The 15,859-nt window shown below is 43.9% G+C and carries 16 protein-coding genes; all 16 read right to left on the bottom strand.

Going from position 1 to position 15,859, the window contains the following annotated elements:
• Positions 1–5 precede the first annotated feature (5 nt).
• The 16 genes from WMW72_RS27930 to WMW72_RS27855 all read right to left on the bottom strand — a co-directional run bounded on the left by WMW72_RS27930 (position 6) and on the right by WMW72_RS27855 (position 15,788).
• Complete coding sequence (locus tag WMW72_RS27930; protein WP_341418875.1) at positions 6–1,307, bottom strand: nucleotide sugar dehydrogenase; 1,302 nt, start codon at positions 1,305–1,307, stop codon at positions 6–8.
• A gap of 186 nt (positions 1,308–1,493) precedes the next feature.
• Positions 1,494–3,479 (bottom strand): FkbM family methyltransferase, encoded by a 1,986-nt coding sequence (locus WMW72_RS27925; RefSeq protein ID WP_341418874.1) that lies wholly within the window; start codon positions 3,477–3,479, stop codon positions 1,494–1,496.
• 11 nt (positions 3,480–3,490) lie between these two features.
• Positions 3,491–5,419, bottom strand: coding sequence for a glycosyltransferase (locus WMW72_RS27920; RefSeq protein WP_341418873.1), 1,929 nt, complete (start codon positions 5,417–5,419; stop codon positions 3,491–3,493).
• Positions 5,412–5,744 (bottom strand): hypothetical protein, encoded by a 333-nt coding sequence (locus WMW72_RS27915; protein WP_341418872.1) that lies wholly within the window; start codon positions 5,742–5,744, stop codon positions 5,412–5,414. Before WMW72_RS27915 ends, WMW72_RS27920 begins: the two co-directional genes overlap by 8 nt.
• 73 nt (positions 5,745–5,817) lie before the next feature.
• Positions 5,818–6,957, bottom strand: coding sequence for a flagellin N-terminal helical domain-containing protein (locus tag WMW72_RS27910; RefSeq protein WP_341418871.1), 1,140 nt, complete (start codon positions 6,955–6,957; stop codon positions 5,818–5,820).
• Between the two features lie 156 nt (positions 6,958–7,113).
• The gene (csrA, locus tag WMW72_RS27905) at positions 7,114–7,347 is read right to left on the bottom strand and encodes a carbon storage regulator CsrA (RefSeq protein ID WP_341418870.1); all 234 of its coding nucleotides are present in this window, start codon (positions 7,345–7,347) and stop codon (positions 7,114–7,116) included.
• A 6-nt stretch (positions 7,348–7,353) separates the two neighbouring features.
• Positions 7,354–7,818, bottom strand: a complete 465-nt coding sequence (gene fliW / locus WMW72_RS27900) for a flagellar assembly protein FliW (protein WP_341418869.1) — start codon at positions 7,816–7,818, stop codon at positions 7,354–7,356.
• 82 nt (positions 7,819–7,900) lie between these two features.
• Positions 7,901–8,473 (bottom strand): DUF6470 family protein, encoded by a 573-nt coding sequence (locus tag WMW72_RS27895; RefSeq protein WP_341418868.1) that lies wholly within the window; start codon positions 8,471–8,473, stop codon positions 7,901–7,903.
• Positions 8,474–8,490: 17 nt separating this feature from the next.
• The gene (gene flgL / locus WMW72_RS27890; protein WP_341418925.1) at positions 8,491–9,399 is read right to left on the bottom strand and encodes a flagellar hook-associated protein FlgL; all 909 of its coding nucleotides are present in this window, start codon (positions 9,397–9,399) and stop codon (positions 8,491–8,493) included.
• 45 nt (positions 9,400–9,444) lie between these two features.
• Complete coding sequence (gene flgK, locus WMW72_RS27885; protein ID WP_341418867.1) at positions 9,445–11,049, bottom strand: flagellar hook-associated protein FlgK; 1,605 nt, start codon at positions 11,047–11,049, stop codon at positions 9,445–9,447.
• A 47-nt stretch (positions 11,050–11,096) separates the two neighbouring features.
• Positions 11,097–11,597 (bottom strand): flagellar protein FlgN, encoded by a 501-nt coding sequence (locus WMW72_RS27880; protein WP_341418866.1) that lies wholly within the window; start codon positions 11,595–11,597, stop codon positions 11,097–11,099.
• Between the two features lie 25 nt (positions 11,598–11,622).
• Positions 11,623–11,892, bottom strand: a complete 270-nt coding sequence (flgM, locus tag WMW72_RS27875) for a flagellar biosynthesis anti-sigma factor FlgM (RefSeq protein WP_341418865.1) — start codon at positions 11,890–11,892, stop codon at positions 11,623–11,625.
• Between the two features lie 103 nt (positions 11,893–11,995).
• Positions 11,996–12,421 (bottom strand): flagellar protein, encoded by a 426-nt coding sequence (locus WMW72_RS27870; protein WP_341418864.1) that lies wholly within the window; start codon positions 12,419–12,421, stop codon positions 11,996–11,998.
• Positions 12,422–12,534: 113 nt separating this feature from the next.
• Positions 12,535–13,377, bottom strand: a complete 843-nt coding sequence (locus WMW72_RS27865) for a ComF family protein (RefSeq protein ID WP_341418863.1) — start codon at positions 13,375–13,377, stop codon at positions 12,535–12,537.
• Complete coding sequence (locus WMW72_RS27860; RefSeq protein ID WP_341418862.1) at positions 13,350–15,365, bottom strand: ATP-dependent helicase ComFA; 2,016 nt, start codon at positions 15,363–15,365, stop codon at positions 13,350–13,352. Before WMW72_RS27860 ends, WMW72_RS27865 begins: the two co-directional genes overlap by 28 nt.
• A gap of 24 nt (positions 15,366–15,389) precedes the next feature.
• Entirely contained in the window at positions 15,390–15,788 is a 399-nt protein-coding gene (locus WMW72_RS27855; protein WP_341418861.1) for a hypothetical protein, read from the bottom strand.
• Positions 15,789–15,859: the final 71 nt, after the last annotated feature.

Raw genomic sequence — 15,859 nt, 5'->3', positions numbered from 1 at the left:
ACCTTCTATAATCGATAGAGTTTATTCAGCACCGGAATGTTTTTCATAGCATTTCTGGTGTCAAAAATCAGCTTGGCATTGTGTCCGATCATATGGTAATCAAACGTGGAATGATCCGTCGTGATCACGACAATATCTGCTGAAGACACGACCTCTTCCGTAAGCTCAATTCCTTCATAGCTTTGGCCACGGTATGAGAAGTGCGGAATGTAGGGATCGCTAAAACGAACCGAAGCGCCCATCTTCTCTAGCTTGGCCATAATATTTAGTATAGGAGATTCCCTGTAATCATCAATATCTTTTTTGTAGGCGACCCCAAGCAGAAGAATATTCGTGTTTCTGATCGGCTTGGCCTCTTCATTCAGCAGATGCCCGATACGTTCAACTACAAATTCTGGCATGCTGTTATTAATTTCCCCAGCGGTTTCAATTAGACGGGTATGATAATTGTACTCTCTGGCCTTCCAGGTCAAATACCATGGATCTACTGGAATACAATGTCCTCCTAAGCCTGGACCCGGGTAAAAGGCCATGAACCCGTAAGGTTTGGTTTTCGCCGCATCAATGACCTCCCAAACATCGATCCCCATTCGATCACACAGGATAGCCATTTCATTCGCCAAAGCTATATTAATGTTTCTAAACGTATTTTCAAGAATCTTCTCCATCTCGGCCACAGCAGGGCTGGTGACCTTATGCACCTTTCCCTCCAACACCTGCTCATAGAGCGCAGCTGCTACCTCCGTACATCCAACTGTAATCCCTCCAACGACCTTAGGCGTGTTCTTGGTATTAAAATGCTTATTACCTGGATCTACACGCTCAGGGGAGTAAGCCAGATGGAAATCCTGACCACATATCAAACCTGTGCTCTCCAGGATAGGACGTACAACTTCCTCTGTCGTGCCAGGATATGTCGTGCTCTCGAGAACAACCAGCATGCCTGGGCGCAAGTACCGGGCTATGGATTCTGCCGAAGATCGGACATAGCTGATATCCGGCTGCTGATAATCGTCAAGCGGAGTAGGAACGCAGATCGCGACTACATCGACCTCATCCATCAGACTGTAGTCGGTCGTGGCCTGAATGCGTCCCTCTTTAACAAGAGTCCTTAATTCATCTTCAACCACATCGCCAATATAGTTAATACCTTGATTCACAAGGTCAACACGTTTTTGTTGAACGTCAAAGCCGATTACGCGAAATCCAACCTTAGCCTTCTCCACAGCAAGTGGAAGACCGACATAGCCGAGACCGATGACACCGATTTTTGCTTGCTTGGATTGAATTTGTTCAATGAGGTTCATGAGGATCAGTTCGCTTTCTTTGGGAGAATGTTAACATATAATATCGGTAAAATCGCTCCTGTTTTGTAGCTGTAAATACGTAAAAGGATCATTATTTTATAAAATAATGACCCTTACAAAGATATTCTGCTCATTTTACTTACATTGTGAAAAGGAAAGAGACTTTTCATCACACTTATAATTCTCTTATATGCTAAAAAGATATGTGGGCGTTGCATTAAAAACTGCTCTGGGTTCATAGTTATAAGCAGAAAGATAAGATGATAGAGTATTAAACTCTTCTTCCGTTGCTGCTTCAATATATAGAAGCGGCTTAAACTTTTCCAATATTTCATGTGCTCCTTGAAGCACATCCATTTCCATACCTTCAACATCCAACTTAATCAGGTCTACCCTATCTAACTTTTCATATAATATGGAATCTAACGACTCTATTTGTACAGACCCGTTTTCTTGATGAATTACTCGGGCTAACCCTTTATTCAATTCATCCTCTATCATGATGTGGCCTTTTCCTTGATTGGCACCGAGAGCAATGTTATACGCAATTACGCTCTCTTCGAGTTTATTTAATTCGATATTACTTTTAAGTAAATTGAAGGTCTCTTCCTGAGGTTCAAATGAATAAACATGACTACCACAAACAGTTCCAAAAAATACGCTATGATTTCCCAGGTTAGCTCCAATATCAATCACAACACTCCCGGGCTTTAATCTTGCTTGGATATCTTGGAGCATGGGTAGTTCATAAAAATTATGGTTGTATAATATATTTTTTTGTATATGATCGTTAAGATCTATAAGATTGAACTGGATTAACTTATCCCCGTAATTAAACGTAAAGCAAGATTTTTCTTGTGAGGGTCTAGGTTTTTCTTCTAGCAAAGTTTTAATCTCATTTATTTGTTTTTCCACTGAATAGTATTGTTCAATGAATTTTCTATACTCAGACGAACTGTATGTAGAATTAATGGAAGCTACAGCTTCTCCAATCGTGCTCCAAACATAGCGATCTGTATAGATTTTTTTAGCACCTACAAAATTATGTACTAAAGGCTTTATTCCTTTTGCCATTCCTTCCATAATAGCGAGATGCTGACTCTCTAATAAACTCGTCGAGACAATATAATCCTTATCGTCTAACCATTGATCCACATCATCCTGCCATCCATGAAAAAAAACTTTTTCCTTTAATCCTAGCTCAGTTAGCATTTGCTGGAAGTATAAGTAATCCCTTTTATCCTGAAACTCGCCGGCGATATGAAGCTCCATTTCATGATTTAGGTCTGAAATTTGCTTGAAGGTCTGTAAAAGAAGCATAGGCCCCTTTTTATAATTGATATACCCCACATACGCAATTTTATGGCCATGTGTTCTTTCTCTAAAAACAAACTTATCTAGATTTATTCCATTTGGAATAATTACCGTTTGCTCTTCAGAAAGTCCGGTTTGCTCTGTAACTACTTTTTTTATATGTTCGGCTACAAAAATAACTTTATCCACGTTATTCCAATAAACATTTTCAATGTAAGATGAAAATGCCTCATAACTGTGCAACCTACAGATCAAAACTTTCTCTTTGGCTAACTGCAATTTACTACCGTATACGATCAGTTCATCACACCATTCAAACCAACAAATGTCAGCCCATTCCATACCCTGATCAATCTGGTCATAAGCGCTAACGAGAATTTTCTTGACCTTAAATTGTTTTGACAAGCTTTCAATAATATCGTTAAGAAAGGAATCTAGCCCTTCTTTAACGAAAAACACGATCTTTTTTTTATCTACTAAGTAGGCGAATAGACTTTTTATATTCAAGATTGCATTCCGTGCAGAGTCCTTTTCAGATTCATTTAAGATAAATTCTGCATCGAGGTAAAAGTCATATGCACTCTGAAAATCTTTTTTTGACTCATACAGATAACCTGAATTAAATAAAAGATCCGCATTGAAAGGGTATTTTAACAAGCCATTTGTTAATAGCTGTTCAGCGATATCAAATTCACCCTTAATTAAGTGAATGACCGATTTAGTCGATAGTAACCATCTATCCTCAAAAAGAGACTCGTATTGATTTAACATAAGTTGCGCTTCCGCAGCAAAACCTTTATTGATCAAATCCTCTATTTTTTTCTTCAATTCTGCGTTTTCTTTAGTATTAGCTTCCATAGCGCTTCTCCTTATTCGTGAAATATCCCCTCGAGCTTTGCGGATACATAAGATTTCAACAGACTTGATAAATAGGGATACTCCGTAGTTGCCTCCATCATATATTTGTTATAAGTTCCGACATCTTTTGCCTCAAGTGCTCTATTTGCAAGAAGCAAAATGGCCAGAAACTTCTCTTCCTTATCAGCTAGCGTCGCATAAATCAAACGTAAATGCTCAGCATTATACAAAAAGGCTATATAATCCATGCCCTTTACAACATACTCTTTAAAGGTATCTTTTAACTCAACATACAGACTGTCACGATTTTCAGCTTCTTCAACAGCTGTTAACAATATGACATTCGCTATAGCTATAAATAATCTATTATTTTGAAAATCATTAAATTTCAATTCGTTCAAAAGCTCAACAAAAAATGCTTTTTTCTCATGTTTATCTATGATTTCTTTTACTATTAGTTTGATAACTGAACTGCTTTGCTTTTTAAACAACCGTTTTAAATAGCCGCAATCCATAAAATACTGAGCAAGCTCAATGATACAAGTATCAGGAATAAACTCTAAATTACAGTTATTTAAAAACTCCAATACAAGCTTATGTTTTTCATCTGAGCAGCGAATTTTATTTAACTGTCCATAGTTAGTATCTGCTTGAGAGAAAATTACTTCCAGTTCCAATTGAATATCCTTATGTAAATCTTTCTTTAAAGTTTCTAACTGAACAAGGAACAAATATTGCTCTTGCATAGTCAATTCATGGTATTTATTGAAAATATCTTTGTATTTTTTGTTGATTAAAAGCAACTTCACGATCAAATTATATTTTAAGTTTTTATTGACAATTAAATCAATGAACCTTAGATAATCATCTGTAAAGCTCGAACTAGGATCAAGTTTTTGGCGGCTCGTAAATGCATTTGAAATCATTCTTTCCAAAGACGAATCAAAAGAAACAGAGTCCATTGAATATAACTCAATAGCATCTTGGTTACTTAATTCTGTCTCATGAGTCAAATATTTATAAGCTAGCTTTATATATTCATCTATTGCATCTATACCTTTATCTACCTGATTTAAAAAAAGATATGAATGTCCTCTGAAAAAGTGCAAATCTAAATATTGAGGCTTATGTACCAGACCTATATTACAAATTTCAATAGCTTCTTCATATTTGTTGATGTTGTAGCACATGCGAGCATATTCACCTAATACATAATAATAGCTCAGAATGGCATTTGTGTTATTTTCCATAGCTTTATATACTTTTTTTATTTCAACGTATGCAGACAAAAAGTCATGTTTCATTGCATAAGACCTAGATAACTGGAAGCGGTAGTAGATATTATCCGGATCCTTTTTTAATTCCTCCATCAATATGGTGGCTGTTCGTTCGAACTTTTTGTTCATTAACTCTGTATCTTCATTCACATAGCCATAGTGCATAAGCCAAATATTGGTTACTAACACAGGTTCTTTAAATTTAGGTTGATTATGAACAGAACCTTCGTACTTAAACGAGCCATCATTACGGAACAATCTTTCCTGTATATGAGTAACTATTTTTTGAGTAACTACTGATACAAGATTCTTTTCCTTAATTTGCACCGTATTATAACGTTCAAGTTCCTGACTATTTAACAAGCCAATAAGCTTTTCTGGCGTCTCTAATTCTTCATCAGCATCCATGATGAAAATCCACTTACCGGTAGCATAATTTATCGAAATATTTCTCATCGAAGAGAAATTGCCATTCCATAGATGAAAATAAACTCGTTCGGTATACTCCTTGGCAATATTAACCGTATCGTCTGTTGAACCTGTATCTACAACGATTAACTCTGTATCATTCCTGACAAGCAACGGTTTGAGGCTGTCCAAGCATCTACGCAGATTCTTTTCCTCATCTTTTACGATCATGCATATGCTTAATTTTTTAGTCATTGGTAATACATCCATCCCAGTAAGTTAATAATGGTTTTATTTCATATTTCAATAGATCAGAAATAAACAAGTCATCCTTTTGTTCAATTTTATTTAACAAAATTTCGGCCTTCTCATTGAATATATCGATATCCAAATCAAGTACATGACTCTCACTAAGAACCAATAGAGTTTCAGTAAATACAGAAAGGTCCTCTAACCAGTAAGACAAACGTTCAGTAGCTTGTCCTGCTTCTAAATCAACACAAACAGGATCAATGCGAGTAACTAAGTTTTGCAGCAATGCTTTGAATGTTACTTTAAGTTCCATTATTTCAGTGCTCATAAAAATTCCCCTTTTAAAAAAGGCCGACTAATTAAATTAGCCGGCCTTAATATAATATTTATGCAAACTTGAATTAACGGAGCAGTTGAAGAACGCCCTGTGGTTGTTGATTAGCTTGAGCAAGCATCGCTTGAGCAGCTTGGGACAGGATTCCGTTTTTCGTGGATTCCATCATTTCTTTCGCCATATCTACATCACGTACACGAGACTCAGCAGCCGTCAGGTTTTCCGAAGATGCACCCAAGTTGTTGATTGTATGCTCCAAGCGGTTTTGGAAAGCACCCAGCTTAGCGCGTTGTGCAGAAACATCCTCAATTGCTTTGTTAACAGCAGAGATGGATGCTTCAGAAGCACTTGCGGAAGTAACTTTGATATCGCTAACTTTCAGTGCCGTAGAGCTCATGTCTTCGATCGATACTTTCATCGTTTGCGACGAGTTTGCACCAATTTGATAAGTCAGCGAAGTATCTGTATTGTCAGTTACTTCTTTACGCTGTGTGAAAGTAGCTTCTTTGCCGATGTCAGTCGTTTTCAAGCCTCCGAGCTGAATCGCGGAATTACCAATGGTGATCGCGCCACCCGCTTTTCCAACCGATAAGCTTGCCACAGTACCATCTTGCTTCGTATACGTTACCTTGAACGTATTAGCTGTCGAGTTTGCTCCCGTAATCTTAACATTATAGGTCGCATCAGAAAGAATTGTACCATTCGCACCAACAGCAATGCTCTTGAAGATAGCATTGTCAGAAACTTCATTGAACGTAGTGCTTTGAGCAGCCGTATTCACACCGCTCAGGTTACCGTTCAGAAGCTTCTTGGTATTGAACTCAGTAGTATTCGCAATGCGGTCGATTTCTTGAATCAGCTGGTCTACTTCTTTTTGAAGCTCATTACGGTCTGTGTCTGTGTTCGTGTCGTTGGCAGATTGAACAGCCAGCTCACGCATACGTTGCAGAATGGAATGAGTTTCGTTCAAAGCGCCTTCAGCTGTTTGGATCAAGGAGATACCGTCTTGAGAGTTCTTGGAAGCCATGTCCAGACCGCGGATTTGACCGCGCATTTTTTCGGAGATAGCCAGACCAGCAGCGTCATCGCCTGCACGGTTAATACGAAGACCGGAGGACAGTTTCTCCATGGACTTGGATTGGGCACCAGCTGCTGCGTTCAGCTGACGGTGAGTGTTCACTGCTGCGATATTGTGGTTAATTCTCATTTTATTCTTCCTCCCTGAAGTTAGGTACAAGCCACATCCATGTGGCTTATGATTTTCAGATCGCGAGGCCGTCAGGTCGGCCGCCCTGGGCCTTGCAATCCTTTACTATATATGTCGTCCGAGAAGGAAGAAAAGTTTATAGCTATTTTCTTAAAACTATGACCTTTTTTTATGGAGCAGATTTTTTAACTGCTCCGGTTGTATACTTGTTTTTGAAGCTTCCTCATTGGATTGCTTGAGAAGCTCGAAGATTTCTTTTCTATAGATCTGCATTTGCTTAGGAGCATTAATGCCTACACGAACCGTATCCTTCTCCACGCTGACGATGACCAGTTCAATTTGATCACCAATCATAATGCTTTCTCCGACTTTACGGGATAGAACCAGCATCTTGCTTCACCCCTTCGTCTCAGTATGGTCATCCATGGAACTCATTAAATCACTTAACAGATGGCGAGTTGTGTAACCCGATTGGTGAAGAACGACCTGCTTGCCGATTCCATTCCGTGAATTGAGGATAACCGGGGCGAGCAAATTTACGGTGACATTCTCAAATGAGTCCCGCATGGTTAGGATATTCCAAACCTCAACCTCTTCTACCGATTGTATGTCTAGAGTTCTTTGGGTCTCTTCATCAATCTGAATATCGTATGTCGGAACGATTTGAAACGGATTGGCAATCACGAAATGTATGAGCCCCTCATCCATAGACTGTAAGTAGGCAAACGGAAGCTCCGGCTCAATAGAAAGGATGACGAATCTCCGATAATCAGCAAAACCAGGTATACCTTCAGGAAAAGTAAGGATCTGTTCCTCGTTGATGCTAAGCTCACCCATTATTGCTGTATTTATCGTTACCATAAAAACGCTCCTTTAATTATCGAGTCAATCCCAAATAACTAAAGCTATAGATTTTTAATCTATAGCTTTATGATTGATTATATTATATTTTTAAGTCGATTTCAGGAGGGATTATCTCCACCTTAGGGTATTGGGATACATAAATATCTCTTTTTCCCACGGTATATTCGATTTCAGGACGGTTCACTTGAACATTGAACTCAACTCTGGCTTCTTCTACTTCAATGTTTACTTTGCTGGGTTCATAACGAATATCAATGTTGTCGAAGTCTGCATTTCCCATATACATAAATTGGAAATTATCCACATCATCCATGCTTTCCCTGGCCAAGCTGGCAATAGCATTTTCTCCCGTATGGATTGCGGCCATACGGTTACCATCGGCTACTCTTTTGGCAATGCCTTGTATGGCGATTTCTTTACAGGTCGAATAAATTCGACTCATGGCCTCAAGATGAGGACCGTAACCAAGAGCATCGTGCCAACGAGTATTATCAACAGACAACTGGCCCTTTATCGTTTCAATATCAAGCCTTATGGGGGTAGTGTGCATCTCAAACGTTGCCTGGGGCTGCTTGATATCATACCGACCAAGGTCCGCATCTATGCCCAGCAGCCCCTGCTGCTGTCTGATCTGGATTTGGGGAATATTCATGTGGTCTCCCCCCCAAATTACCTAATAAAATCGACTAATGTAGCGCTGATAATCTTGGCTCCGACAGATAGAGAAGACTGGTACACATTCTCATCCATCTTTAGATTGGTAATAACTTCGGAAACATCCGCATCCTCAGTCTTGGTTTGCAGTGTCTTCAGGTTTACTCCCACATCTTCCAGACGCGACTGAGCAAGCTCCATCCGATTCATCTTAGCCCCTACGTCTGCTCTAGCCTCCAGAAACTGATCGTTACTCTTATCCAGACGAGCGATCAAGACACTCACTTCATTCGTATCTCCAGCACCAAGCGCAGCGGACAAATCCTTCATTACACGAAAAATATTATCCTTAGTTCCCGGATTAGCAGGATCATCAGCAGGCCCGAAAACTGCATGCCCTGTCTGATTGGACGCTATTTGAACACCAACCCCGATGTTTAACAAATGTTCCCCTGAGTCCACTTTATCTGTAGAAGCGGTAGCTTCTGTATAGGGAGCTTTATCCGTCATTTGCCCGTTAAAAATATATTTACCGTTGAATTGACTGTTGCCTATGCTGACCATCTGCGTGTATAACTGATCCACTTCGCTTCTAATGGAATCCAACGCTTGCTGAGGGTTTGTTCCATTAGCACCCGACACCGCTAATTCACGCACTCGCTGAATGACCGTGTTGGCTTGTCCCATCATTGAATCCGTATAATCCAACGCGGATATAGCAGAATCAAGGTTACTTTTATACTGGTCCGTCGCTGACTGCTCACTGCGATAGCGAAGAGAGAACGCCATACCTACAGGATCATCAGAAGGCCTATTAATTCTTCTGCCTGTTGTCAATTGTTCCTGGTTACCCTGCATTCTTGTCAAGTTCGTATTAACATTTCTCAGGAGCTGATTATTCAGCATCCCTTGCGTCACTCGCATAGACATTAGAGCATAGCCTCCTATTTAAGCAAGATGCCTTTCATTTTACCTGCCCACAACACCCATGCTGTTAATGACCTTATCAAGCATCTCGTCAAAGGTCGTCAAAGACCTAGCTGCAGCGTTATATGCATGCTGAAACTTAATCATGTTAGCCATCTCTTCATCCAAAGATACCCCGCTGACGGCACTTCTTTGTGATTCGACCTGGTCCACTAGAATCTGTTGATTGGTAGCCTGGCGCTTAGCTTCTTGAGATTGAACTCCTAATTCTCCAACTATAGAACGGAAAAATTCGTCGAATGTTCCGTCTGTCAGCACCGGTCTTCCAGTCGAATCAGGATCAAAACTTACCCGCTTATTCCGCACATCTGCCAGCAGAAGAGCCATATCGTTATTTCCTTTAACGATCTTCTCTGTCGTGCCGTCCATATAGGTTCTGGTCGAAGTGGAAATATTCGCGACACTGCTGACGATATCCGGATTCACAGTGACACTGGCTGCTGTAAAATCCGTAGCCCCTGACTTTAACGAAAAGAAAGGAACTCCTGATTTCAGCGGCTCTGAAGCTGAATATCCAAGTTGATGCAAACCATTGAATCCTTTTACAATAGCATCTGTATTGGCCGTTAGGGTTCTAGCTTGAATATCGCCGGTAAATAACCTCGTTTCGGTTGTTCCATCGGCATTAACCAGCGTGAGCTGCGTACCTTCAGGTACAACCATACCTTGAGGAAGCGTAGTCTTCATATCGCCTGTTACCATCGTTTTGAGCATGGAATCCAGCTGATATTGATAGTTAGCGACATAGAAGTCGCGAGATTGAATCATTCCATAGATTTCACCGCTGTTCAAAATACCCGCTTGAGCCGCGTCCTGTACCAGATCTGGAGTAAGAACTGTGGAAACAGCATTACCTGCAACTAATGGGGTTGTCCCCATATTTACCGTGTATCCTCTGTCGTCCTCTGTATAGGTGATATTGATGATTTTAGAGAGATCATCCACCAGCAGGTCACGTTGATCTCGTAGATCGTTCGCGTTATTCCCAAGCCCCTCTATTCGATAGATAGCCTCATTTAACTGAGCAATTTGAGATACCTTCTGGTTAGCGTCCGTTACTTTCACACCAATGTTTTCCGTTAAATCTCTTGATAAGTCAGACAGCTGCCGCGAGGTCTGATTGAATGCATCGGTCATAGCCAGAGCACGTTCTTTTACCAAAACACGAGCTGTCGTATTCTCAGGATTTTTGCTGAGCTCCTCCCAGGCGTTCCAGAAGCCCTCGATGGTCTGGCGAATCCCGGTGTCGGACGGCTCATTGATAATGGCCTCCAGCTTTTCCATAGTATCCTTGCGAATACTCCAATCCCCAAGGTTTTTATTCTCGTTGTGCATTTGATCGTCTAGGAACTTTTCACGAATACGTTTGATATGATCAAACTCAACGCCTTGCCCCATCTGGCCAGGTACATTGCTTCGCATCAACCCAGGATACTCAATTGGCTTAGCAGCAACCATATTCACCACTTGCCGGGTATAACCTCGGGTATTAGCATTGGCAATGTTATGTCCCGTAGTTGTTAATGCAGCCTGTTGAGTAAAAAGGCTCCTCTTCGATATCTCAATTCCGGTAAATGTAGAACGCATGCAATTCTCCCCCTCTCGTAGAAAGAAAAATTTAGAAATGACCCAGGCTATGCTCTTGTATCAAAAAGCCCCTGTCGCTTAATGCCAGAAGTTTGGTGTTGAGGATGATGATAGACAGCTTCGTCTTCAGAGGGGCCAACAATCAGATCAAGCGAGTAGTCAATGAAAGCGAGTGAATGCTTAATTAGATCCTGATTAATCGTATTGATTTCTCTCAATCTCCGTATCGTAGAGAGCAAACTCTTTTGGGCTTCAAGCAATTGCTTTTTATCTTCAATGTCAAAAATAATTTTTGTCAGATCGCTTACCGTGACCCTCGGATTCGGTTTGAATCCCTTCTCGATCATGAATTGCTGGACAGCCTCCGCACGCTGCTGGTCCGTCTCTCCGATCTGCCTGATCAGCTTAGCTTCCTTATTTACGATACCCGTTAATTCATTGACCTGGTTTTGGATAAGCACCTGTTTCTTGCGCTCTGCCAAGTCCAATAAGATAGCGTGCTGGTCGTTCAAGCTGTTCATAATCTGTATTAAATCTTGGAAAGCCAATGCCTATCACCTCAGACTCATTTGTTTATTTGAGGAAAGGAAATATCTTTTCAGCCAAAATCTGCGGACTAACGTGATACGTACCGGTCGAAACCGACTTTTTTAGCGATTCGAGCTTTTCCTGAGAAGCTTTGTTTGTGACTTGCGTCTCCAATAATTCCTTACCTTCGCTAGAGATTTCTACTTGATCCTTTTTCTTCTCCAACTTAGAACGAGATGCCGTTTGGTGGACATCTTGACTTTTTTTATAAGGATTCACTGAGCCTATCCGATCATTTCCGTTAATTTTCATCATTTCACCTCATTTGCATCGTAAAAACAAAAAACTCCCACCAGAAAAAGCATTACTACTTTTATCGGTGAGAGTAGATAGAAAGTTTAGACGATCTCTTAAATCCTTAATTGAGGCGATCCTGCAGACGATCGTTTATATTATAAGTAACACCCTTCTGCTGCTGTTCCCGCTCCCTCTTCTTCCGCTCGTCCTCTATGAGGCCGGACGTTTCTTTCTGCAGTCTTGTCCTGCAGGGATCACAAATATTCCCCTCGCGAATCGGTGAAGAGCATACGTCACACTCATACCACATATTGGGGTTATTCCTAATCGAAATTCGCCCTTCGCGGATAAACTTCATGATCTGCTTCATCTCTACGCCGGTCTCTTCACTTAGCTCCTGGATGGTACACTGGCGATTCTCCCGGAGGAACTTCAGGCATTTCTCATATTCCACTTCCAACGCCCTTATACAAGCCGGACAGAGCCCATAATTGTTGATCATATATACCTTCCCGCACCGGTTACAATTCGCTACATTCAAACTCATCAGCAACTTCCTCCTCAGTCCATGCCGCGACCATTGATTTATCCCTAGTTTAGCTTATACGCCGGGACTTTGCACACGCTTTTTTCCCGAATCGGGAAAAAGGACTCATTTCCTCACCGGGCCCATGTAATTCCATAGACCTCTACGGGCAGCGACTGCCGGATCACCCGGGCGCATTCCGTCATCGTGCTTCCGGTTGTGTACACATCATCCACCAGGTAAAGCCGTATTCGGCCTGACTGGGCCGCTCGTGCCAGCAGGACCGCTCCGGAGCGGTCCAGGTTGAATAGCCCCTTCATATTCTCCATCCGCTCATAGCGGGTCTTGGAGCTCTGTTTCTCCGTGTGCCGGCTGCGCCGCAGCAACGGCAATAGCCTGGCGCCCGTCAGCCTAGCCAGCTCGGTGGCCATCTGCTCGGCCTGATTGAACCCGCGCTCGGCATACCGTTCAGCGCTGAGCGGCACGAACGTAACAAACTCCTGCAGAGGCGGAACAGTCGCTGCAGTTCTGAAAGCCCCTACTCCTGAGGCATTAGAGGAGCCCGAGTGTGTCCCGTGCGTAGCCACTCGATGCAGATTATACGCATGCAGCAGCATCGGCCCGATCACGCTGCGCATGGATTCCTTCCGCTGGTACTTGTAGGCAGCCAGCCATTCCTTCATTTTTTCGTTATAACGAACGACACTGCGGTTCTGTACGAAGAATCCGCTTTCTGTCCCCTCACAATCCGGGCATCGCTCATACCGGCCGCAGCGGAGACATGTGACCTCGGAAGCCAATATCCACGGAATGCTCTCCGTACAATCCCGGCACAAGCAGAGAGTTCCCAGCCCCTTGCCGGACATAGCCCGTCCGCCGCAAACCTGACAGCTTGCCTCCACCTTCGACAATAGACGCTCTCCTGCACGGAGCCGGCTCATTACACCGGTTATCCACGCTTCCAGTTGTTTAGCCATTGCTTGAATAACGGCTCCCTCCTCTGTGCCAGCTCGATGTATCCCTTCTGCCTAGCCAGCTTATTCATGGACTTGATCTGACGAATCGCCTCTGCCTGCGAGCGGGTTTTCTCAGGAGAAGCAAAATACACGAAGCCATTGGGGTCTTGAGCCGACCTGCCTGCTCTGCCTGCCATCTGGACAAGGGCCGCCGCATCAAACATCACTGAGCCTGCTTCTATGATGTACACATCGGATTTGGGAATTGTAACTCCACGTTCAAGTATCGTGGTGGTCACCAGCAGACGAATGGTGCCGGCACGAAAATCGACGACCTTCTGCGAGCGTTCCTCGTCCTTGGAAGAAGTGCCTTCTATCGGATAGGAGCCGAATTGGCCCCTTAGCAAGCGGACAAAAGGGTCCACCGACTTAATATTCGGTACGAAGATGAATACCTGCGCTCCTCGCTCCAGCGATTGTCGAATCGCAGCCTTCAACGCAGCAGGCAGACTGCCGGTCTGGAGCAGCTTCTTCAGCTGAGGGCAGTCCACGATCCTCGGCTCCGGCAGCGGATGGCGATGGAACCTCGCCGGTACGCGTACATGCGGCAAGCGGCCTAATCTCACCTCACGCTGAAGCTTAGGAGGCGGTGTTGCCGAGAGCAGGATGAAGGCACCGCCAGGCTTACAAACCTGATCAACAGCGTACAGCAGCATCGGATTATTATGATACGGATAAGCATCAATCTCATCAACGATCACCAGATCGAAGGCCTGATGGAATCTAAGCATTTGATGAGTCGTAGCGAGCATCAGCATTCCCTGCTCCCAGCGCTGTTCGCTTCCTCCATAGAGCGTCACTCTGGACGCATCAGGAAATGCCTTAGCCAGACGGGGCTGCAGCTCCAGGACAACGTCCTTGCGGGGAGTCACGACCGCCACTCGCTTGCCAGCCTCGATCATGAATTGAATCATGGGAAAGATCATCTCCGTTTTGCCGGCCCCGGTTACCGCCCAGATCAGAAATCTTCTGATGTCCTTATTCTGTTTTGTAAGGGGGTTATTTGCTTTCAAAAAATTCAATGCCTCGTCGGAAGCCGCCTCCTGGACGTTACTTAGCCCCCAGGCTCCCGTATACCGGGTGTTGCTATCCGATTGCTGCCAATCAGTCCCGTTATCTGGACTACTATGTATACGCTCCGGAGCCATACGGCTGATCAGCGGACTGCAATACCGCACCCGGCCCATCGTCAAGCAATCCTCGCAGTACGGGCATAGCTCCCCGCAATGCGGGCACTCCGTCCAGCGGATGGATGACTGTCCCTGGCCTGATGCACCGGCACGCTGGTGTACGCTTGCTTCCCCTTCGCCCCCACAGCGCACGCAAGCTGCATGAACAGATCCGCCTGTCTGGCCCCTTGCGCTTATTCCCGGAATTCTCAGCAAGCCTCGTCCACTGCCGGATCTGATACGGATTCCAGGCTCCAGCCGAACGAATCCGGACAACCACTCTCTTTGTAAGGCATATTTCAGTCTGTTGGGATCGGCTTGTGTTGGTGTGCCGCCATCCTGAGACCTATCACTTAACATGGCATCCAGCTCTTCCATCAGCAAGCGTCTTCCTTCAAGTAGCGAGGAGAGCTGAGCCTTCTCCCGATCCTTAAGCAGTAATGCGCCTATATCGACACGTCCTCCGCTTCCATCCGAGCTCCCCCTCCCAGGGGACCAGTCCCATAGCCTCCAAGGCTTGTCTTCGGATCTCCTCACCCCTGCCCGGCTCGCCGCCTGCAGCAGTGAAGGACGATCCAGAGGACCTCGCCCAAGGCTGCCCTCTTCCAACGCCAGCTTTAGCCTGCAGGCTTGTCCGAATGACAAAGACGGCTCCAGTACACGCAGTCGGTAAGCCCCACCGTGTACCCGAACCCAATGATCCCGGTCTGCTTCCAGATGTATAGATACATGCCATGAAGTGCCTTGCGAGGTATCGAGGGCGTATACAAATGCTCTCATGGTTCTCCTTTTACCGCTATGGATTCACATGTATTTGTAAGCGGTTGCTAGATCTTGTTCTTGATTAAGCCGAACGATCACAAGCTGCTCATTCTCATGCTGCCGTGCCCAAAACTCCGAGTCTTCCACCGCATGCGTATAAATGGTCAGGTGATGCTCCTGGCTTAATCGCTTGGCAATGGCCACCGTATCGTCAGTAGACCCCTCATCGGCTATGGTTACTGCGATCGTCCGACCCTTCATCCAGGAGAAAAAATGAAGGGAACGAAGATACCATTCCACCTGATGGCCGTTATTCCTCGTCTGGAGAATATAATGGGTAATCCGGGGCTGCCCTTGGCGCTTCCAGCGCCTATGGAGTGCATGTATGATCGCGATTCCCGCTGCATAAGATCCCACGATCCAAACCAAGCCTAGTATCATAGAGGCTCCCTCCCTTAAGAGCAGTATATGCCGCTCCCATCGGGATGGTGCCTCTTGAATCTCAAAATAAG

It is taken from the genome of Paenibacillus filicis, from assembly GCF_038070315.1.
GTDB classification, from domain to species: domain Bacteria; phylum Bacillota; class Bacilli; order Paenibacillales; family NBRC-103111; genus Paenibacillus_G; species Paenibacillus_G filicis.
The sequence above is the reverse complement of the archived record's forward strand: the minus strand, read 5'-3'. Positions and strand labels throughout refer to the sequence as shown.

Excerpts from the sequence above, each read along its gene's own strand:
- WMW72_RS27930 (WP_341418875.1), bottom strand. The coding sequence starts at position 1,307 with ATGAACCTCATTGAACAAATTCAATCCAAGCAAGCAAAAATCGGTGTC.
- WMW72_RS27925 (WP_341418874.1), bottom strand. The coding sequence starts at position 3,479 with ATGGAAGCTAATACTAAAGAAAACGCAGAATTGAAGAAAAAAATAGAG.
- WMW72_RS27920 (WP_341418873.1), bottom strand. The coding sequence starts at position 5,419 with ATGACTAAAAAATTAAGCATATGCATGATCGTAAAAGATGAGGAAAAG.
- WMW72_RS27915 (WP_341418872.1), bottom strand. The coding sequence starts at position 5,744 with ATGAGCACTGAAATAATGGAACTTAAAGTAACATTCAAAGCATTGCTG.
- WMW72_RS27910 (WP_341418871.1), bottom strand. The coding sequence starts at position 6,957 with ATGAGAATTAACCACAATATCGCAGCAGTGAACACTCACCGTCAGCTG.
- csrA (WP_341418870.1), bottom strand. The coding sequence starts at position 7,347 with ATGCTGGTTCTATCCCGTAAAGTCGGAGAAAGCATTATGATTGGTGAT.
- fliW (WP_341418869.1), bottom strand. The coding sequence starts at position 7,818 with ATGGTAACGATAAATACAGCAATAATGGGTGAGCTTAGCATCAACGAG.
- WMW72_RS27895 (WP_341418868.1), bottom strand. The coding sequence starts at position 8,473 with ATGAATATTCCCCAAATCCAGATCAGACAGCAGCAGGGGCTGCTGGGC.
- flgL (WP_341418925.1), bottom strand. The coding sequence starts at position 9,399 with ATGCGAGTGACGCAAGGGATGCTGAATAATCAGCTCCTGAGAAATGTT.
- flgK (WP_341418867.1), bottom strand. The coding sequence starts at position 11,049 with ATGCGTTCTACATTTACCGGAATTGAGATATCGAAGAGGAGCCTTTTT.
- flgM (WP_341418865.1), bottom strand. The coding sequence starts at position 11,892 with ATGATGAAAATTAACGGAAATGATCGGATAGGCTCAGTGAATCCTTAT.
- WMW72_RS27870 (WP_341418864.1), bottom strand. The coding sequence starts at position 12,421 with ATGAGTTTGAATGTAGCGAATTGTAACCGGTGCGGGAAGGTATATATG.
- WMW72_RS27865 (WP_341418863.1), bottom strand. The coding sequence starts at position 13,377 with ATGGCTAAACAACTGGAAGCGTGGATAACCGGTGTAATGAGCCGGCTC.
- WMW72_RS27860 (WP_341418862.1), bottom strand. The coding sequence starts at position 15,365 with ATGAGAGCATTTGTATACGCCCTCGATACCTCGCAAGGCACTTCATGG.
- WMW72_RS27855 (WP_341418861.1), bottom strand. The coding sequence starts at position 15,788 with ATGATACTAGGCTTGGTTTGGATCGTGGGATCTTATGCAGCGGGAATC.